This window comes from Allomuricauda sp. ANG21, from assembly GCF_040705235.1.
Taxonomy (GTDB): Bacteria; Bacteroidota; Bacteroidia; order Flavobacteriales; family Flavobacteriaceae; genus Flagellimonas; species Flagellimonas marina.
The window spans coordinates 1004989-1025340 of record NZ_JBFCVT010000011.1 but is presented as its reverse complement, the minus strand read 5'-3'; the positions used below and the strand labels follow the sequence as shown (position 1 = coordinate 1025340).

The window sequence follows — 20352 nt, the reverse complement described above, 5'->3', positions numbered from 1 at the left end:
CTGTATTCATTCAGTTATGCGAATATAGGTTTTAGAGCAGATATATTAATGAGAAAAGCCCATTGAAAAAACAATGGGCTTTCAACAAATTTAAAGAGAAAAATGAATTAATATTTATGTACGCTCCCGGAAACGGATTTTTTGGTTTGCACACTTGCCTCTCCGGTATATTTGATATCCGCTCCGCTACTGGCGTCGGCTACCAAAGATTCTGAAACATTCACTGAGATATCTGCCCCGCTGCTGGCATCGGCATTGCACGTCTTGGCCAAAAGGTCTTTTGCCTTAATGTCCGAACCGCTGCTAGCGTCCGCATAGAGCATATCGGCCCTTCCGGAAAGCCGAATGTCGGCACCGCTGCTAGCATCTGCGGATACCTCCCGTGCCACAACTTCAACCTGTAGATCGGAACCACTACTGGCGTTCAATTCCAAAGTTTCGGACTCGATTACATTTTGCGCAATAAGGTCGGCACCACTGGAACTTTTTAACGCTGTTACCGTAGGTAAGGAAACGTATATCTTTTTGGTGGCCCGTCCAATGTTCTCAATGGCATGGATTTTAAGTTTTCCATCTTTGATATCTGTTCCGATTAAGTCTATGATGTTTTCATCAGCTTCAACGGTAATCTTATATTCCTTGTCTTGGGTTACAAAAACATCCAGGCCTTCCGAAGCTGATACTTCGGTAAAATCTTCTGAGATGTTTCTGGATTCTTCTACTACCTCACCGTTTCCTTTTTTGCCGTCGCCAAAGTTCATATCGAACATACAGGACGATGCAAAAAGTGAAAATAGTGCTGCGATTGCTAATCTTGCGAGTGTTGTCATGATTGTTGTTTTAATGATTGATTAAAATTCGTTTTTTTGATTTGTCTTCTAAATTAATGGTTGCCCAATTGTTGAAAAAAGGGTCTCAATTGTTATTTTTTTCTCCCGCTTTTACTTTAATGCCATCTTCATTGATTTTCATTTCAAAGGAATCCTCACGATCTTTAAGATTGATGTCCACACCATCTTCATTGATGATGATTTTTCCACCTTCTTCCTCTTCATCAATATCTTCGGGTTCATCGGGGCAGTTCTGGCACTTCAATTCGCCGTCTTCGCCCATTGTCCAAGTGTAGCCAATAATTCCACTTCGGTAATATCCTTTATCGTTAAGGATGCCACTGGACACATGACCCCTGGTGGATTCATCAAACCGAACTACGCTCCCATTGGGAATGTAGATGGTTGTGGTCACCTCTTGATCTCTGGCCTTATTGGAAACATCGGTGACCAAATGTTCATCAACAATGATTTCATTCCCGGCAATTGAAAAACCATAATCAATGGCTTTGGCCCGTTCCCGTGCCGCAAGTAAAGTACTTCCATGGGCATCTTTTCGGATGTTGATATTGATCATGGAATCCACAGACTTTCTCAATTTAATGTGGACGTCGTCTGAAATCAATATTTTGTTATCATTTTCGTCATAGGTGAAAGACATTCTTCCAAAATGAACGTTTTCCATGTTATGGTCATACGCAGACTCCTTCATTTTAATGATTAAAGTGTCATTTGGGTTCTCCAACACCATTTCTTCCCTCACATTAACACTGCCTACGTTGGCAAATTCAGCTGCCTGGCGAATACCAAGTGCGAACAAAGTTCCAACCGAAATCAGCCAAAGTCCCAAAAGTGAAAACTTGGCAATGTTTCCTATAGATTTTAGATTGTTGACCAAAATCTTTAATCCCAAGTAGAGAACAAAGAAGAACGGAATGCTAAAGGCGAAGAACAGCAGTATTGAAAGTACCCAGACAGGGACGCCTGTGGTGCCTACAATTTCATAAAAATCAACTCCTGGAAAATGTACGGCATTCAACAGTCCCACTGAAAACAGAGCAATAAACAATGCTATAAGTGCGGTTGCACCAACGATAATCAACAAAATGCCAATGAACTTGCCAAATACTTTAAACAGGAACATGATAATATCCCCTATGGCATCAAAAAAGGTCTTGGAGCTGCTTTTGACCTTGTTGCCCACTTTTTCGTAGTCAACGTTTTTTACTTTGTCGGCAACATCATCAAACCCCTCTTTAACCTTGCGTTCTATATTGCTGATGTTGACAGGCTCTCCCCGCATATCCAATTTTTGCGAGGTGGTGGCCGCTTCGGGGACCAAAATCCAAAGTAAAATGTAGGCTATCAGGCCAAATCCGGTGAAAACGGCCAAAAGGATAAAGATCAAACGAATCCAAAGGGCGTCAAAACCTAAATAATGTTCCAGACCGGAACAGACACCCCCAATGTATTTTTGGTCAATGTCCCTGTAAAGTTTTTTTGCCTTGCTTCTAGGAGCGTCATAGGTCTTTTTGGGTTCATCCTCAAAGATGTCCTCGTCCACCATGTAGTCTTCGGGTTGCCCCATGACATTGATGACCTCGTCCACCTGTTTTTGAGTGATGACCTGTCGTTCGTTTTCCATTTTCTCTAAAAAGAGTTCGGCTATTCGAGCTTCGATATCGGCAATGATCTCATCGCTTCCCGGAGTGCCGGAAAAAGACCGTTTTATGGACTCCAAATATCGTCTCAGCTTGTTATACGCATCATCATCGATATGAAAGAGCGTATTGGCTAAATTTATATTTACTGTCTTGTTCATTTTTGATACTTATTTTGTGTTGGTTACCAGATTGACTGCATTTCTTAGTTCGTCCCACGTTCCGTTGAGTTCATTAAGGAACAATTTACCGGTTTCGGTAAGGGCGTAGTATTTCCGGGGAGGTCCCGAGGTGGATTCTTCCCAACGATAGTTGAGTAAACCTGCGTTTTTCAACCTCGTCAACAAAGGGTATATGGTACCTTCCACTACTAACATCTTAGCGTCCTTAAGGGCCTCCAGAATCTCGGAGGCATACTTGTCATCATCTTTTAAGATGGACAAGATGCAGTACTCCAGAACCCCTTTGCGCATCTGTGCTTTTGTGTTTTCTATGTTCATAACTTCATGGTTCTATTAAATTAACTGTCCGTTTTTTTGTTTCCACTCCAGTCCCCTGTGATGAGCAGGGGAGTGGAAACGTTTTTTGATTGATGATTTTTGATTGATTGACCCTTCGACTGCGCTCAGGGCAAGTTTTTCGTTTTTTGATTGTTGATTAAACTCCTATTTTGATTATTTGATGAATTTTATGGTCAAGGGATATCGAAATGTCTCCCCTTCATTGGTTCTAATAGTGGCTAGAATGGTATATACAATATTAACAATGGCCAACCCAACCTGAATGACGCCGCTTATACCTACAGGCCAGAAAAAGCGACCAAATCTGAAATCATCGCTACTGATGCTAATGTTTATATTGTTTAGGTCACTCAATCGGTGAATTCCAAAAAAATCCCAATCCCATACATCGGGCCAAAAACCGATAAAGAAAGGAATGCTTATCAAGCCTGCAACAATGGAGTAAAGGAGCATGCTCATTTGAAAGTTGAGCGCCTGCTTCCCATTGTGATCTACAAAAGCATGTTCCTTTTTGTTGGCCGTCCACAAAATCAAAGGGAGGATAAAATTCCCAAAAGGAATGAACCACTTTGAAAAGGTGGACGCATGAATGATCGCGGATAAATTTCGTTCGTGTTTGGTTAATGTTGTAGCCATTTTTTTGATTGATGAATTACAAATTAAATTGGTTTGCCTATTAGCTTACGATGCAAATATATATCCAAAAGACAGTACTATGCAAAACAAAGTACTATTAATTAACATTTATTTAACATATTGAACTCGTTGTAATTTTACCTATTTTTAAAGCTCTTAAATTCACGATATGGTGCTTACACCCAGTAAAATCAATACGTTTACGTTTTTTAAACTACCGTCCGCATGGTGGTCTGGCGTACGACTCAAGGCTATTGATGAGAAGAGAGCAGTAACTACGGTAAAACACAAATGGTTTAATCAGAATCCGTTTAAATCCATGTTTTGGGCCGTTCAGGGTATGGCGGCCGAGTTGAGCACGGGAGCTTTGGTGATGAACGAAATTCAGAAAAGTGGCCGGAAAATCTCCATGTTGGTAGCCAATAACAAAGCCACGTTTACCAAAAAGGCGACGGGAAGAATCGTCTTTACCTGTGAAGAAGGACATCTAATTGCCGAGGCTATTCAAAAAACCGTTGATACTGGAGAGGGGCAAACCTGCTGGATGAAGTCGGTTGGCGTTAATGAAGATGGGGTGGAGGTGAGTACTTTTCATTTTGAGTGGACAGTTCTGCTAAAAAAATAAATAGATAGCATCTGTCATTGTCACTCTGAGCGAGGTCGAAGGGTTGAATGGACGGTGAAGGTAAAGGGGTGACCTTGGTGAAGGGTGAATGGTAATGGTTTTGTATTTAACCTAAACTGTAACAAAACCTCAAACCAACTAACATATAAACAAATCAACAGAAGAACGAATAACATGAACGCACACAAAATATACTACCATACATTAAGGCTGGTTGCAAGCCCTGTCAAATAAAAAAGCTAATGCGTAAACTACATTAGCTTTATATAATGTGTAAAATAGAGATTGGTTAAGGCAACTAGTCACCTTCACTTAACGAAAAGCTTCCATCCCCATTAAAATTGGTTACTATTATGGTAACAGTCCATATTCCTGAGACACCAGCGGAAGTAACGCCATCAATACTATCTGGTCCTGCGCCGCCTTGAATGGTTCTGTCCAATACAACAGTGGCTTCGGAATCCTCAACAATTATTCGAAAACTACCCTCAGACGTAGAAGTAATGTCGGCATTATAATCTGCAGTCGTAAGGTTGTTGTTCCAACTGAAAACCCGTGTGGCCGAACCCCCATTTCCTGTGAAGCTGGCATCAATATCACCATTAAAATCTGAACGGTCTCCAATGACAAAATCAGCTTGCGTGGTTGTTATCAAGCTCCCGTTTACCCTTACGTTGGCAAAGGTGTCATCGTCATCGTTACTACAACTGGTTAAGAAAATAAAAATAAAACTGAATACGGAAAATTTAAGTATTTGAGGAATCATCCTAAGGCTTGCCTTAAAAACGTTCATAGCGAAAAAATATTAGGTTATGCTCCATTATAACAAATTAAATAGTAAAAACCCTACTAGAATAGGAATGAATTACTATTGTTTGTAACAAGTTTAAGTAAATCAAGACCAATACATAAAATCAATAGTAATTCAATTAAATCTGATGAATAAATCAAACCACGAAATAGACTACCACATTTACGGTGAGGAAATGCAATATGTGGAGATAGAACTAGATCCCCAAGAGGCTGTTGTGGCCGAGGCTGGCAGTTTTATGATGATGGACACCGATATTAAAATGGACACCATCTTCGGCGATGGCTCCAATCAAGATTCTGGGGTATTGGGCAAACTGTTCTCCGCCGGTAAACGACTGCTCACAGGTGAGAGCCTCTTTATGACCGCTTTCCTTAATATAGGTCAGGGTAAAAAACGAGTAAGCTTTGCTTCGCCCTATCCGGGTAAAATTATTCCCATTGACCTTTCCGAAAAGGGAGGGAAGTTCATCTGCCAAAAAGATGCCTTTTTGTGTGCCGCGAAAGGTGTTTCTGTGGGGATTGAATTTTCCAAACGGTTGGGCCGTGGTTTTTTTGGCGGTGAGGGCTTTATCATGCAAAAACTGGAAGGTGATGGTATGGCCTTTGTGCATGCGGGTGGTACTATGGCGAAAAAAACATTGGCCGCAGGCGAAACCTTAAAGGTGGATACAGGCTGTATCATTGGGTTTTCCCAGACCGTTGATTACAATATTGAATTTGTAGGAGGCATTCGCAATACCGTTTTTGGTGGTGAAGGTTTGTTCTTTGCAACGCTACGAGGCCCTGGTACGGTGTACATTCAATCCCTGCCGTTTAGCCGATTGGCTAGCAGGGTTTGGGCTGCTGCCCCTAAAGGTGGTGGAAAAGATAAGGGTGAAGGTAGTATCTTGGGCGGTCTTGGCGATTTGTTGGATGGTGACAATCGATTTTAAACACAACCCTTGACCTACAAAATCACTTTTTATCATAAAGTAGTTAAAAAAGTTGGTGATAGAGAAATCTTTTGTTCCAGCAACGATTAATGGCTATATTGATTGAAATTCTATTTTTCAATCAAAGTAATTAATGGCAAACTTTAACATCGATGCCAAGAAGGACGTTACGTATGACGCTATCGTTATTGGTTCGGGTATCAGCGGCGGTTGGGCAGCAAAGGAATTATGTGAAAAAGGGTTGAAAACCCTTGTCCTTGAACGTGGTAAAATTGTGGAACACGTAGTGGATTACACCACCATGAACCTAGACCCTTGGGACATGGAACTTCGCGGCGGACTTACCCCAGAGCAAAAAAAGAAACATTATAAAGCCATCCGTTCTGGTTGGATTGGAACTGACACGGAACATTTTTGGGCTGATGATGCCGCCAATCCCTATACCGAGGAGAAGCCATTTTTGTGGCTTCGAGGCCATCAAATGGGTGGCAAATCCCTTTTGTGGGGAAAACAGACCTATCGTTGGAGTGATTTGGATTTTGAGGCTAATGCCAAAGATGGTCATGGCGTAGATTGGCCAATTCGTTATAAAGATATAGAGCCGTGGTATACCTATGTAGAGAAGTTTGCTGGAATAAGTGGAGAGGCGTTGGGACTTCCGCAGTTGCCAGATAGTCATTTTCTGCCACCCATGGAGCTCAACTGTGTGGAAAAACACATAAAATCAAGAATAGAAGAACAATTTAAAGGACGGAACATGACCATCGGTCGGGTGGCACACCTTACCCAGCCCCATAATGGCAGGGGTCAGTGTCAATATAGAAACCGATGCAGCAGAGGGTGTCCCTATGGAGCATATTTTAGCAGTAATGCCACTACCTTGCCGGCTGCGAATGCCACAGGAAATTTAACTATTCGGCCCTATTCCATTGTGCAATCCGTTATTTACGACGACAAAAAAGGAAAGGCCACCGGCGTCCGTATCATTGATGCTGAGACCAATGAGGATATTGAATATTCAGCCAAAATCATTTTTGTAAATGCATCGGCCTTGAGTACGACCCAAATCCTTATGAACTCCAAATCCAATCGATTTGAAAACGGATTGGGGAATGATAGTGGGGAATTAGGCCACAATCTTATGGATCATACCTACAGGGTTGGTGCCATTGGAAAGGTTGAGGGATTTGATGATAAATATTATAAGGGCCGAAGGCCCAACGGGATTTATATCCCTAGATATGTCAATATTGATGAAGCGTCCAAATCGGATAAGTTCGTGCGTGGGTTTGGTTATCAGGGTGGTGCGCATCGAGGTGGGAATCCGGCAAATGTAGAATCATTTGGAGCTGAATTTAAGAATAGCATTTTAAAACCGGGACCATGGGAATTCTTCATTACGGGCTTTGCGGAATGTTTGCCGTATCATGAGAACAAAATCACCCTAAATCATGAAGTTTTGGATAAATGGGGACAACCTACCTTGACCATTGATGCTGAATTTAAGGAGAACGAAAAAGCCTTGAACAAACAGATTCAGGAAGATGCGGTAGAAATGCTTGAAGCAGCCGGACTTAAAGACATTATTGGATTTGACAAAGAGCATCCACCAGGTTATGGCGTCCATGAAATGGGTACAGCACGTATGGGTAGGGACCCAAAAACATCGGTATTGAATGGTTTTAACCAAGTCCATGCGGCCAAAAATGTATTTGTAACCGATGGGGCCTGTATGACGTCGTCTTCTTGCGTAAACCCATCACTAACATATATGGCCCTTACGGCCAGAGCGGCAAATCATGCCGTTTCTGAACTCAAAAAACAAAATTTATAACCATGGACAGGAGAAAAGCATTACAAAAAACCGGATTGTTTGCAGGGGCCACCCTTATGATGCCAACCATGCTGTCCATTTTGCAATCGTGCAATGAAGAGAATCGATTGCATTGGACCCCGGAATTTTTTACAGAGGATGAGGCAAAAACGGTTTCTCTTTTGGTGGATATGATTTTGCCGCGTACCGATACTCCAGGAGCACTCGATGTGAAGTCGGACATTTTTATGGACAAGGTGATTGCACGGACCTACGATGCCGAAGGACAGGAACATATGCGCTCGGAAATCGCTGCTTTCAATGCCAAATGTGAGGAGCAGTATGGCGCTGCTTTTATTGACTTAGATGAAAGTGATAGAATTGCTGTTTTGCAGGAAGCCGAAGCGAATTCAGGTAAGTTCAATCCCGGAGTTTGGGGAACTTCAGTGGGAGAACAAGAACCCATCGGATTTTACAGAGGATTGAAATCAATGGCCATTTGGGCTTATTTTACTTCGGAGGAAATAGGTGAAAACGTGTTGAGTTATGATCCCATACCCGGCAATTATGAGCCGTGTAGACCGGTATCAGAAGTGGGAAACCGTTGGAGCCTGTAGATTAAAAAGCAACTGTGGAAAATCATCACATCAAAAACATAAAAAAGGAACTTCTTTCCGATAACTGGTATACCCTGAACAAGTTTACCTATGAGTATTTGCGTCCTGATGGCACATGGGAGACCCAACATCGGGAGGCGTATGATCGGGGCAACGGGGCAGCTATTTTGCTCTATAATGCCGAAAAGGGCAAGGTAATATTGACGCGTCAGTTTAGGATGCCTACCTATATCAATGGAAATGAAGATGGAATGATGGTAGAGGTATGTGCCGGACTTTTGGAAAAAGGCAATGCAGAAGAAACCATACGTATGGAAGTGGAGGAGGAGACAGGATATCAAATTGATGAGGTAAAAAAGGTTTTTGAAGCGTATATGTCCCCAGGTTCAGTAACTGAAATCCTGTACTTTTTCATTGGAAAATATGAAGACACTATGAAGATTAGTGAAGGTGGCGGTGCTGAGGATGAAACGGAAAACATTGAAGTTTTGGAATTAAAATTTCAGGATGTACTTCGGATGATAAAAACAGGAGAGATCAAGGACGCCAAGACCATTATGTTGTTGCAATATGCCCAAATTAACAAGCTATTGGGTCAATAAGTATTATGAATATCTTTGAGTGTGGCATAGATCATACTTCGTATTTGTGATGTGGGGACTTTAAAATGATTGTTCATAAAACTGAATATGAGCCATTTCCCTGATTTAGTCTTTAGATAACCGCTCAAGTTGTAATTGTTCCCCAAAGACCCTGACTTTGCAAAAATAAAGGGTTCAATAGAGGAGTCTGCCCAATATTCAACCGTTCCTGAAGCGTCCCACATGGGAAAAATACGGAACAAACGCTCCTCGGGAATTTCATTGTGGATTTTTTGAAGAATTTGAACAAAAGATTTGGGTGTGAACAAGTTGTATCGGGATAATCCGGAACCATCTACCCATCTCGGGTGCTGTTCCAAATCGTTTAGATGGTTTTCCAACATGTGATCAATCACTTTTTGGGTGCTTAAGGTATCAGAAAGCGTTGAAGAAGCCACCATCAACAATTGCTCAGCCAAAAAATTATCACTTTCAAAAAGCATATCCCTATAAATGGAATCTGTTTCCATGCCATAAAGGGTCTTCTTTTCAACTGACGGAAAACGATCGGTTAGAACTACAGTTGTTCCTAGCATGTCTTCCAATAGCTTTTGTGTAATGGAACCACTGGTGATAAAAGGAATTTCTAATGTGTCTTGTTCTGTGGGAGATATATAAAAGTGATTGGTAAACTCATCTCTTTTTAATGTGGTGTCTTTTACTTGAACTTTGTCCGCAAAAAAGTTTGGTGATACAACTAATTCATCATTAAAGTGGAGGGATACAACATTTCCAAACAATGGAAGGGTGCTTTTTTCTGGGGAAAAATAAGTGTCATAATCTTCCCATGCCCAACCTGGCCCAAAACGGGATTCGTTGGAATTTTGGGTGTACAGTGCAAGGGTTCCTTGATTTTTCAACCAACGAACGGCAGTACTGTCAGCCAAACGGGGGTGGATCCAAGAGGGGTCACCTGTTCCTTCAATATATAAAGTGTCATTGACAGCAGCATATTTTAAGGTTGGAATTGTACTGGGAAGTAGCTTTGTACTTGCATAAAAGGTAGCAATCTTGGTGTTGCTGGCGGGAGTAAAATAGCGATTTTCGTTATGTGCGTAAATTGTTTTTTTGGTTTCAGTATCAATGACCACCAACCCGTGAAAGGAATTTTTAAGTACATCCTCTTGCAGTTGACTTTTCACTATTTTTCGAATTGGAGAACATCCGGAAAGTAGGAAAAATCCTGCTATCACCATGATGGTAAGGAACTTAAATTTTTGAAAATGAGGAGGGTGCATACGGTCGTTTATCGAATTTAACACGAAATTATCCAATTTTTAACTGCAAGAAGAACCATCTAAACATGTTTTTTGCTAATTTAGTTGCAAGACCACTTAATCAATTTAATCAAATTTCTATGCCCAGAGCAATGTTAGATTACACCAAGACTATCCTTCAAAAAGTTAGTTTTGATGCTAGACTCTTCTCTAGAGAATTGAAAAAAGCTATTTCCCGGTTATTACCCAGCGAAATTGAAGAATTAAAAATCTGGTTACAGTTTTATATTGTGGACAAGCCAGAGTTACAACCTACATTACTACTATTAAAAGTTTAACCAAACATAGAGCCGCGAAAGCGGCTCTCTTAATTTTTGGCCAATGGGCTAATGATTTTCACATCTTGGAAGGCTATAGCTCCTCGAACAATACTGGAAATTACCTCTCGAAGAGCATCTGTTATTTGTATTTTTAGTTCGCTTTTATGATAAATTAAGCTGATTTCGCGGGCAGGGGACGGACTTTTGAAAGGTTTCAGGTTTCTTTTTTTGTTAGATTCCAGTTGTAATGTGTTCAAATAAGGGAGCAAAGTCATGCCCATACCTTCATCGGCTAGACTTACCAAGGTCTCAAAACTTCCGCTCTCAATTTTAAACTGTTCTCCCTGAATGTTTTTGGTGGATTTACAAAGATTGATGACACCGTCTCTAAAACAATGCCCATCCTGTAAGAGTAAAATGTCACTGACGTCCAGATGCTCTGTTGTCAATAATTGCTCACCGGATAATCTATGGTTCTGTGGAACGTACCCTACAAATGGCTCATAATACAAAGGTCGCTCCTTGATAAATTCAATCTCTAGAGGGGTGGCAGCAATGGCAGCATCCAAATGGCCATCTAAAAGATTCCTAATCAAGGCATCTGTGGGTTGCTCTTTGATGATAAGGTTGACTTTGGGGTATTTTTTAATAAAGGTGTTCAAGAACATGGGCAAGAGTGTGGGCATTACCGTTGGGATGATTCCAAGGGTGTAGTCCCCACCAATAAACCCTTTGTCCTGATCCACAATATCCTTGATGCGTTCCGCTTCGGCCACTATATTTTTGGCCTGATCCACAATCTTTTTGCCCACCTCGGTAATAGTGATGGGCTTTTTTCCTCTATCAAAAATCAAAACACCAAGTTCATCCTCCAATTTTTGTACTTGCATACTCAGGGTAGGCTGGGTAACAAAACTCTTTTCAGCCGCCAAGGTGAAGTTCTTGTATTCTGCAACCGCAAGGACATATTGTAATTGTGTTATGGTCATACACTATAAATTTGAACCATAAAAATATAAAAACCTATCAATTTTATTTATAGAAAATGAGACGATTATTGGATGGTGTTCAAAAAATAAACCCGCCGAGGCGGGTATTTTTACTATGTTTTTGTAGTTGACTTAGATTATTGCTGCATTTTCAGATAATAATCAGCTGAGTGTTTTCCAGACCCGTATAGAGCAAAGAAGACACAACCCAATAATAGTATTATGGCCATAATTAGATTGGTCCAATTCATTACTCCCAAAAAGTTGGTGATAATGGCACCAAATAATATGGGTAGCTGCGCAAGTACGGCCCATCTAGTGAGAAGACCGATTACAATTAAAAATCCACCTACAAAATGTGCAGGGGCCACATAGTGCAAAATAATCATGCCGCCAGGCATTTCCTGAAAGGGCCTAACTATCTCAGACATTTGTTCATAATTGGTCATGAACTCAATCCCCTTGATAAAGAGAAATACCCCAAGGGCAACACGTAGAATGTCCAAAGGATAGTAGGTGTGGGCGTTGGCCCATTTGTTCAGGTTTTTAACTGTTCCCATGGTTTCTGAATTTAAAATTTACTCTTTAATATACTCATTTTTAATGATGTATGAAAATGAAAAAGACAAAGCAGATTCATTGGGGAGTAAATTTCAAAATAGACTAAGGAACTTTTCCTTCCTATAATTGTGTGTTAAGATGGCTAGGCGCGAGATATGACCACATGGATTTGCTAAGAAGCGGATAGGGTCAACTCCATCTGAATATCACTACGTTCATAGGGCGAAGTGGCGCCCACGATCTCCTTGAAACCAAGTTTTTCATATAGACTGAGGGCGGGTTTTAGTATTCGGTTGCTCTCCAGATACAGTTTTTTAGCTCCTAAAGATTTAGCTTTTTCTATTATATGAAGCCCCAACAATTTTCCAATGCCTTTTCCTTGTGCTTTTGGTGAGACACCCATCTTTGCCAGTTCAAAATCGTACTCTTTTTTGTAGCTGGGTATAAGTGCGCATACGCCCACCGCTTCGCCGTTCAATAGGGCAACGCCAATATAGCCACCTTTGTCCAAGATATATTCCTTTGGATGATACAGCGAAATACGGTCCATCTCCTCCATTTTAAAGTATCTGCTTATCCATTCCTCATTAAGTGACCTAAAGGCAGCGGCATACGTATCTGAATAGGGAACAATGTTGATAGAATGGTCCATAGCTCGAAAAAGTTAACATAAGAAGTCGTAAAATTAGTGGGAATACACGAAAAAAAATACATCTAACCTGCTCTTTTCTAGGGGCAATACTCAATTTTTTTTGATTGTTTACGTTTAAGATAACGAGTAAGCCTGTTTTTCAACGAAAAAATTAGCGGTTTACCGATTAAATACGTAATGTTGTATATAATTTAAGTAGTAAAACTCTTACAAGTTCCCAAATCTTGCTAATGAGACCAAACAGAAAACATCCGCCTGCCCCAAACAGGTACATTAACCTACAAACCCCCATCGGCTATGGATATAAAACTACCTTTATTTTCCAAATACATACCCCTGCTTTCAATTGACCGGGCTTTTTATTTGATTTTATGTTGCATGTTATTGGGCCCATTGGCTCACGCTCAGGATAGCAACCCGTATGTAACTTATAACGTTCCTTTTCAGAACCTGTTAAAGTTTAATCGGTTCCTCATCAACCCCACTTTTTCTTCTGTCAGGGAGGATAAATCATACATTAACCTATTCCATAGAAGCCAAAGTGCCGATTTTGACAACAATAACCAGAATTATTTTTTGAGTTACAGTGGTCAGGTAAGTGATAGGATTGGTGTGGGATTCAGTCTATACAACCAACAAGAGGGAGTGATATCGAACCTAGGGGTAATGGCCAACTACGCACATGGTATTCAACTGGGTAAGGAAAGCAGTCTCACTTTTGGGGTCAATATTCCGTATTACGTGAGTAGTTTTGACCCGGATAGAGCGGTCACAATTGAAGAAGACCCATTGCTAAATGATACTTCCAATAATTCCATTATTTCGTTTCAACCTGGGTTGAACCTGTCTATTGGCAAATTTGATTTTGGGGTGTTCGCCCATAATTTATTGGATTATAATGTAAGTTCAGGGAAATCCCTGACGGATTTAAGTCAGAAGACTTTCTCTGGACACCTTCAATTTGCACAGGAGTTTACTAACGGCTCCGGGATTTTTGAAGATGGTCGATTGCTGCCCTTGGCGCGTGTACGACTTGAAGGAGACCAAGACCCCATTTTTGGAGGAGGTATTATTCTTGACCTTCCTAAACTGGGATGGATTCAAGGAGGTTACGACCAGTTTTACGGAGCTTCTGCTGGAACTGGATTCAATCTAAACAGAAGACTTTCATTTGGTTACAACTTCGAGAAAAATCTGAACAATGACTTTTTGAATTTAGGTGTCACCCACGAAATTTCAATTGCATACTCTTTTGTGCCGATGATGGCCAGAAATATTGTGGTGGACAATGATGATGACCCCAAAACTAGAAAACCCATTGAAGGTGGGTTGGTTGCGGATACCAAAAAGGAAAAAGAAGAGAAAAAAGGAAAGTTGGATGTTGAAACCACATTACGCCCTACGAACAAAGAGGATTTGGCCTTCTGGGAAGAACAAATAGCGATTTTAAAAGCACAACAAGAGAATAGCCATGCCGTGATTGATGAATTGCTTTTTAAAATGGACTCGATGGAGCAGAGCCGCGAAAAGGAGCTTGAAAAGCGTTTTGAAATGGTAATGCGTATGGTTAAGCGGCAGACGAACGATGAGCGTCCAGAGATTGAAGCAAAAGCCCAAAAATTGTTTCTGGCCAAAAATGAGGATTTGGACTCCATCTATAATTCCATTCAAAAGGACCAATTGGCAGACAACATTACCGCTGTCAAAAAGGAGCCCCAAGAAAAAAAGGGAACTTTCACTGGTGGTGCCTATAAGCCTATAGAAAAATTCATCAGTTTGGATGGGGTAGGAAAGGGGCATTATATTGTGGCCAATGTGTTCAAAAATGAACGATACTTAAAAAGTTTTATGGAAAAACTTAAGGCCCAAGGGTTAAATCCGCAGTATTTCAAGAACCCGGATAACGGTCTTAACTATGTGTACTTGGCCAAATACGACCAAAACAACGATGCCTATGCAGCTTATCAATCCAAAATGAAAGGCAAGTACAGCGATGAGATTTGGATCATGCACGTAGACAATCCCAGATATTCTAATTGGGCAGATGCCATATTCCAAGATATAGAATAGTATCTTACGGTTTTCTGTTCTTCATTTCTGAGGCTATTGATTTACTACCTGAATCCCGTTCTTCGAGTTCCGAAATGATTTTGGCATGGTCCTCGGTTCTAGTTTGGGAAAGTTTGTAGGTGGCCTGAATGTCGCTTATCTCAATTTGAAACCCAACCACTCCTTTCACTTGTCGCAATGTTTTGGGCGACATATTTTTAAGGGAAATAGGGTGTTTTGAGCCCTGTTCGTACTTCTCCACCAGTTTGTGCATAGAGGCCAAGGTTTCTTCTTCCGATAAGATTTGTAGCTTTCCATACACGTGAACGGCAATATAGTTCCAGGTAGGAACTTCCTCTTCCTTGTACCACGAAGAAGAGATATAGCTGTGGGGTCCATTGAAAATACAAAGTACCTCTTGGTTTTCTGAAAAATGTTTCCATTGCGGATTTGCTTTCGCAATATGTCCCACTAGAATGTCTTTACCGTCATCAGTTTTATCCAGTTCCAGCGGAATATGGGTGGCCCAAGGTTTACTATCAACCGTATTGATCAAGATGCCAAAACTGTTGTTGACCAAGAATTCCTTTATTTCGGAAAGGTCTTCATTCTTATAATGTTGAGGTGTGTACATGAAATATTTTGAAGAAATAAAATTACCGCGCTAAAGATAGGACAAATAGAAAGGCCCAATTTAATTGGGCCTTATGGAATCAAAATATTATTCAAAAGTGTACTGGGTCTTTATGGTCTCCGTGACCCGAAAATACCCGTAAGCAATATTCTCTGGGTTATCGATATTCACACAATTGCCTACCAATGGCACAGGAGTGGGACTAAAAGGGTTTCCCGCAAATTCATATTGGTCCACCAATAGGCGCAGATAGTCGTGGTATTGTTTAGAAATCCCATGAAAACCGATAGCAACTGTCTCGCCAGGCTGAAACTCTTGTACATCACCTTCTTCATCCCCGATTTTTTCATAGTAAATGGTAAAATCGTTTCCATCAATAAACTCATCTTTGATGTAATACAGCTCTGGGAAGAGGTCAGCATCACTCTGGAAGCGTAAAAAGTAATAGTTCTCTATTCCAGCAGGATCTTCAAACGTTACGTTCACTTCTAAGGCATCTTCATCTTCCCCACCTTCTGTGGATTGAAACACATCAACAATAGTGCTGACCGGAACCAAGGTCTCGGTGGCAGTATATAGTTCATCATTATAAATAACCTCCAATGAATAGGTGTCACCAAGAACGGGAATAAAGCTAGAGGTGGTATATTGACCGTTGTTTTGGTCTTCAAAAACAAAATCGGCCCCTGAATCGGTATTGGTTACCCGAACCGATGCTCCCAAGACGGGAGCTATCTTCTGTTCCGCAAAATAAGGGGTTGAAGTACGCAACAAAATAGTCTGATTGTTTCCAGTCGTACCTCTTTCCCAATCCAAGGAAGCTTCAACGGTAAGTCTGGGCGGCGCCTCGGGCACATCAACATCAATGACATCGGTACAGGAAGCAATCGAGAGCAAAAGAAAAAAATATAGGATATAAAATGGTTTCATCACTTTAGAATTTAAAATTATACGTTACAGAGGGCACAATGCCAAAAATGGCGGTTCGGGTAGCTTCATTGGCACCGGTCTCCAAATTTTGACCAAAGGAGATGGAGGCCGCATTTTTTCGATTGAAGACATTATAAATACCGAATACCCATTCACCCTTCCATCTTTTCTCAGGCCTTCGGTTAGGTCGATACGTGGCAGATACATCCAAGCGGTGATACGCTGGCAATCGGTCTGCATTGCGTTGCGAATAGCTGGCAATGGAAACCCCTTCATACTGATATTGCCCATTGGGATAGGTAACAGGCCGCCCCGTTTGATAGATGGCATTGGCACCAAAACTCCATTTCTCATTCAATTGATAGGCTCCTGTTACGGATATGTCGTGGGTGCGGTCATACGGTGTGCTGTACCAATCCCCATCATTTATTCCAGGTCCACCGGCATCGCCTCCAGGGGTTCGTTGTTCAGATTTGGCTAGGGTATAGGCGACCCATCCCGTGAACGCCCCTTCATTTTTACGTAGCAACACTTCAAGTCCGTACGCCCGGGATTCTCCTGAGAGTATTTCACGTTCAATAGTATTGTTGCCGATAAGGTCGGAACCGTCAACGTAATCAATCCGGTTTTCGACTGTTTTGTAGAAAGTTTCCACTTCCATGGAATACGTTTTATCCTTAAAATTTCTGAAATAGCCCAAGGCATATTGGTCAGAGAGCTGTGGTTTGATGTATTTGCCACTGGGCGTCCAAACATCAATGGGGGTCACAGCAGTGGTGTTGGACAATAAATGGATGTACTGTGCCGCACGGGAATATCCCGCTTTCACCGAAGAGAACTCATTAAGTTGGTAAGCCAAGGAAACCCGTGGCTCAAAATTGCTAAAGGTTTCAATGCTTTCACTTTTTGAGTACACCGTCTCACCAATAGGGTCCTGTCTTTCGTAAATGCGGAGGGTGCTATTGTACACCAATGGGCGATCATCCAAATAGTCATTCAATGGTTGTCCTCCCATTCGATTAAAATGGCTGAACCGAATACCATATTGGGCGGTTAGATTGTCGGTGAGCTTGTGCTCCGCGTTGATATAAGCAGCGCTTTCCAGTGCTCTTTTTTTATCCAACTGCAGTTCATTAATAGCAGAGTTTGGACCTGTGGGCTTTATCCGTCCAGGATCAAACTCATACTTTATGGTGCCAACCCCAAAATCCAACTTAAAGGCATCGTTGAAATAATACTTCAGATCATACTTGATATTATAGTTCTGGATGGAGGACACCCAATCAAACTCAAAGTCGTTGATGTTGAGTTCGTAGTCGTAATTGCTGTAAATCAGTGATAGGTTGGAAAAAAGACGATCATTGAAAATATGGTTCCACCTTAGGTTTCCTGATGCGTTACCATAACTACTGCTGAAGGAACCCCCTATATCAAAAAGGTCACGCCCAAAATAGCCAGATAAATAAAGGCGATTATTTTTGTTGAGGTTGTAGTTGGTCTTTAAATTGAGGTCATAAAAATTGGCGCTATTGTCTTCGCCAGCCAATTTTAAGAAAAGATGGGCATAGGAGCCCCTTCCGGCAATCAAAAAGGAACCATGTTCATTGAACATAGGACCTTCAAGTGCCAATCTACTGGAAATGGCCCCAATACCTCCGGTCATTTCAAAATTTTTGCTGTTCCCGTCTTTTTGTCGAACGTCCAAAACAGAGGAGACTCGACCACCAAATCTGGCTGGGATACCGCCTTTGTATAGTTTGAGGTCCTTTACCGCATCGGCATTAAAAACCGAAAAGAAACCCAAAAGGTGGGAGGTGTTATAGATGATGGCCTCATCCAGTAAAACCAAGTTCTGGTCCACCGCACCGCCACGTACATGAAATCCGCTGGAGCCTTCCCCATTGCTGGTAACCCCAGGGAGAATCTGTAACGACTTAATGATATCCACTTCACCTAAGACCACGGGCATCTGTTTTACCGTCTTAATATTGAGTTTGGATACACTCATCTCGGGTTTACGGAGAACAGCCCGTTCTGGTTCTTCTGCAGTGACCTCAACTTCATCCAATTGCGTGGAAAACTCCACCAGTTCCATATCCAAGGTCATATTCTGGTACAAAACCACTTGTTTGTGCACCTCATTAAAGCCCATATACGAAAAGATAAGGGTATAAGAACCCGGTGGGGCACTTATGGAATAGAAGCCATATTCATTGGTTATGGCACCAATATCAGTTCCCTGCAAAAAGATGGAAGTGCCAAAAAGCGTCTCCCCATTGCTTTGGTCGGTGACTTTCCCACTAATGGTAAAATTGTTCTGGGCCTGTAAGAATGATGTGCCCAATAGAAGGCTTAGGACCAAGCCCCAATGGGCAGCCCTGTTCCCTTTCTTTTTTTGTTTCATTTGATGATTTGATTTAAGAATTAGGTATTCGTTTTTTGATGTATTCGTCTTAATGACAAATCAAATGATAGAGGGTTGCATTTGGATCAAAAAAAAGAAATTGACATGGGAAGAAGTCTGTTCGTTTGGGCAGAGACGTTGTTCGTCTAAGTTTCAGAGGGGCGACGAAAAAGATTCCCTAAATTTCCTTTAACACATAATTACAAACCAATGAACAGATTCCTTTTAGTGATGGCTTTGGTGCTATCCTTGACAGCATGCACAGAGAAAAACAAAATTTCGGTTTACGCTTGGATTGGAGGTCCGGGTGAGGCAACCGATCAAGAATTAACGGAACAATTTTCAGATTTGAAAGAGAAAGGTGTGGATGGGTTGATGTACAATGGAGGCCATGATCCGCAAACCTATAAGCGTGTTGGCAAGTTGGTAAAAGAAGCCGGGATGGAGTTCCATACTTGGATTCCTACCATGGTGCAGGGTGAGAATCCCAAGTTAAAGAAGGAATGGTACGCCATCAACGGAAAAGGGGAATCAGCTTTTGATAAGCCGGCTTATGTACCTCATTACACTTTTTTGTGTCCTAGCAAGGAAGGGGTATATGACTTTTTGGCCGATCTCTATGGTAGCGTAGCTGAAATAGATGAGGTGGATGGCATCCATCTGGATTACATCCGTTTTCCTGATGTTATTTTGGCCCGAGGACTTTGGGACAAATATGGTTTGGTCATGGACCGTGAATATCCGCAATTTGATTACTGCTATTGCGATGATTGCACATCAGCCTTTGAAGACAAAACAGGGATTGATATCAATGAAGCGGAAGACCCTGCCGAGGTTCCAGAATGGAAACAATTCCGATATGATCTTATTACCAATATGGTCAACCGTTTGGCAGATGTGGTGCATTCCAAAGGAAAAAAGATAAATGCCGCTGTTTTCCCGGGCCCCTCCATAGCCAAAAAATTGGTTAGGCAAGACTGGGGCAAATGGAATTTGGATGCTATTTATCCCATGAACTATAACGATTTTTATTTAGAAGGTCCAGAATGGGTGGGGGAAATGGTAAATGAAGAAGTGGCTACGGCAAAAAACGGAACTCCGGTCTACAGTGGTCTGTTCATTTGTCCTAAGCCAGAGAAAAAGGGAAGTGAAAAAGACCCAGAGAACCATGGGTTGCTTCCTGAAGAGATTGGTGAGGCTATCAAAGGCTCCATGGAGAACGGCGCAACGGGAATTTGTTTGTTCACCCCGGGGAGAATGACTGAAGCCCATTGGAAAGCCTTTGATGAGGCTATTCATAAAGCGTATGAGGTTAAATAGTAAATAGTTTAATTTTCAAGTGTTGGCCCGGCAGCTATTTGGTTGTCGGGCTTTTTTGTTTACAGTTCGTCCAGTAAAATCCACAATTCGGTACTTCTTTCTTTTCAAAAGCCTTTTTTCTGAGCACTTTTGGAGCATCAATCAAGAAATCATCAGTCAAGACAATGAAAAGGGCGTTAAAACTTTT

The 20352-nt window shown here is 41.5% G+C and carries 20 protein-coding genes; 8 read left to right on the top strand and 12 right to left on the bottom strand.

The window, feature by feature from the left end; all coding sequences use genetic code 11:
* Positions 1–107: 107 nt before the first annotated feature.
* From AB1A65_RS13490 to AB1A65_RS13475, 4 genes are all read right to left on the bottom strand, one after another.
* Positions 108–830, bottom strand: a complete 723-nt coding sequence (locus tag AB1A65_RS13490) for a head GIN domain-containing protein (RefSeq protein WP_366590071.1) — start codon at positions 828–830, stop codon at positions 108–110.
* Positions 831–915: 85 nt separating this feature from the next.
* The gene (locus AB1A65_RS13485; RefSeq protein ID WP_366590068.1) at positions 916–2652 is read right to left on the bottom strand and encodes a PspC domain-containing protein; all 1737 of its coding nucleotides are present in this window, start codon (positions 2650–2652) and stop codon (positions 916–918) included.
* 9 nt (positions 2653–2661) lie between these two features.
* Entirely contained in the window at positions 2662–2991 is a 330-nt protein-coding gene (locus tag AB1A65_RS13480; protein ID WP_207097318.1) for a PadR family transcriptional regulator, read from the bottom strand.
* Between the two features lie 174 nt (positions 2992–3165).
* On the bottom strand, positions 3166–3648 hold the full coding sequence (locus AB1A65_RS13475; RefSeq protein ID WP_366590066.1) for a DUF4870 domain-containing protein: 483 nt from the start codon (positions 3646–3648) through the stop codon (positions 3166–3168).
* Positions 3649–3817: 169 nt separating this feature from the next.
* On the opposite strand from AB1A65_RS13475, the gene AB1A65_RS13470 reads away from it, so the two are divergent.
* A complete protein-coding gene (locus AB1A65_RS13470; RefSeq protein ID WP_366590064.1) occupies positions 3818–4273 on the top strand; it encodes a DUF4442 domain-containing protein in 456 nt (151 codons plus the stop codon).
* 298 nt (positions 4274–4571) lie between these two features.
* Here the strand turns inward: AB1A65_RS13470 and AB1A65_RS13465 are convergent, their stop codons facing one another.
* Entirely contained in the window at positions 4572–5066 is a 495-nt protein-coding gene (locus AB1A65_RS13465; RefSeq protein ID WP_366590062.1) for a hypothetical protein, read from the bottom strand.
* A 145-nt stretch (positions 5067–5211) separates the two neighbouring features.
* On the opposite strand from AB1A65_RS13465, the gene AB1A65_RS13460 reads away from it, so the two are divergent.
* The 4 genes from AB1A65_RS13460 to nudK all read left to right on the top strand — a co-directional run bounded on the left by AB1A65_RS13460 (position 5212) and on the right by nudK (position 9050).
* Positions 5212–6018, top strand: coding sequence for a TIGR00266 family protein (locus tag AB1A65_RS13460; protein WP_366590060.1), 807 nt, complete (start codon positions 5212–5214; stop codon positions 6016–6018).
* A 133-nt stretch (positions 6019–6151) separates the two neighbouring features.
* Complete coding sequence (locus AB1A65_RS13455; RefSeq protein ID WP_366590058.1) at positions 6152–7852, top strand: GMC family oxidoreductase; 1701 nt, start codon at positions 6152–6154, stop codon at positions 7850–7852.
* A 2-nt stretch (positions 7853–7854) separates the two neighbouring features.
* On the top strand, positions 7855–8448 hold the full coding sequence (locus AB1A65_RS13450) for a gluconate 2-dehydrogenase subunit 3 family protein (protein ID WP_366590055.1): 594 nt from the start codon (positions 7855–7857) through the stop codon (positions 8446–8448).
* Between the two features lie 14 nt (positions 8449–8462).
* The gene (nudK, locus tag AB1A65_RS13445; RefSeq protein WP_366590052.1) at positions 8463–9050 is read left to right on the top strand and encodes a GDP-mannose pyrophosphatase NudK; all 588 of its coding nucleotides are present in this window, start codon (positions 8463–8465) and stop codon (positions 9048–9050) included.
* Here the strand turns inward: nudK and AB1A65_RS13440 are convergent.
* Complete coding sequence (locus tag AB1A65_RS13440) at positions 9044–10231, bottom strand: D-alanyl-D-alanine carboxypeptidase (RefSeq protein WP_366590050.1); 1188 nt, start codon at positions 10229–10231, stop codon at positions 9044–9046. The genes nudK and AB1A65_RS13440 overlap by 7 nt on opposite strands.
* Positions 10232–10446: 215 nt before the next feature.
* Between AB1A65_RS13440 and AB1A65_RS13435 the strand changes: the two genes are divergently transcribed.
* On the top strand, positions 10447–10644 hold the full coding sequence (locus AB1A65_RS13435) for a hypothetical protein (protein WP_366590214.1): 198 nt from the start codon (positions 10447–10449) through the stop codon (positions 10642–10644).
* 29 nt (positions 10645–10673) lie between these two features.
* Here AB1A65_RS13435 and AB1A65_RS13430 read toward each other — a convergent pair whose 3' ends face one another.
* From AB1A65_RS13430 to AB1A65_RS13420, 3 genes are all read right to left on the bottom strand, one after another.
* Positions 10674–11615, bottom strand: coding sequence for a LysR substrate-binding domain-containing protein (locus AB1A65_RS13430; protein WP_366590048.1), 942 nt, complete (start codon positions 11613–11615; stop codon positions 10674–10676).
* A 137-nt stretch (positions 11616–11752) separates the two neighbouring features.
* A complete protein-coding gene (locus AB1A65_RS13425) occupies positions 11753–12175 on the bottom strand; it encodes a DoxX family protein (RefSeq protein ID WP_366590046.1) in 423 nt (140 codons plus the stop codon).
* Positions 12176–12348: 173 nt separating this feature from the next.
* A complete protein-coding gene (locus AB1A65_RS13420; RefSeq protein ID WP_366590044.1) occupies positions 12349–12828 on the bottom strand; it encodes a GNAT family N-acetyltransferase in 480 nt (159 codons plus the stop codon).
* Positions 12829–13125: 297 nt separating this feature from the next.
* Between AB1A65_RS13420 and AB1A65_RS13415 the strand changes: the two genes are divergently transcribed.
* Positions 13126–14898 (top strand): type IX secretion system membrane protein PorP/SprF, encoded by a 1773-nt coding sequence (locus tag AB1A65_RS13415; RefSeq protein ID WP_366590042.1) that lies wholly within the window; start codon positions 13126–13128, stop codon positions 14896–14898.
* Between the two features lie 4 nt (positions 14899–14902).
* On the opposite strand, the gene AB1A65_RS13410 is transcribed toward AB1A65_RS13415, so the two are convergent.
* The 3 genes from AB1A65_RS13410 to AB1A65_RS13400 all read right to left on the bottom strand — a co-directional run bounded on the left by AB1A65_RS13410 (position 14903) and on the right by AB1A65_RS13400 (position 18845).
* On the bottom strand, positions 14903–15511 hold the full coding sequence (locus AB1A65_RS13410) for an FMN-binding negative transcriptional regulator (RefSeq protein WP_366590040.1): 609 nt from the start codon (positions 15509–15511) through the stop codon (positions 14903–14905).
* 87 nt (positions 15512–15598) lie between these two features.
* Complete coding sequence (locus AB1A65_RS13405; protein WP_366590037.1) at positions 15599–16441, bottom strand: DUF4249 domain-containing protein; 843 nt, start codon at positions 16439–16441, stop codon at positions 15599–15601.
* Between the two features lie 4 nt (positions 16442–16445).
* Positions 16446–18845 (bottom strand): TonB-dependent receptor, encoded by a 2400-nt coding sequence (locus tag AB1A65_RS13400; RefSeq protein ID WP_366590035.1) that lies wholly within the window; start codon positions 18843–18845, stop codon positions 16446–16448.
* 210 nt (positions 18846–19055) lie between these two features.
* Between AB1A65_RS13400 and AB1A65_RS13395 the strand changes: the two genes are divergently transcribed.
* Positions 19056–20165 carry a hypothetical protein gene (locus AB1A65_RS13395; protein ID WP_366590033.1) on the top strand — a complete coding sequence of 370 codons (1110 nt, stop codon included), beginning with the start codon at positions 19056–19058 and terminating at the stop codon, positions 20163–20165.
* Positions 20166–20352 lie beyond the last annotated feature (187 nt).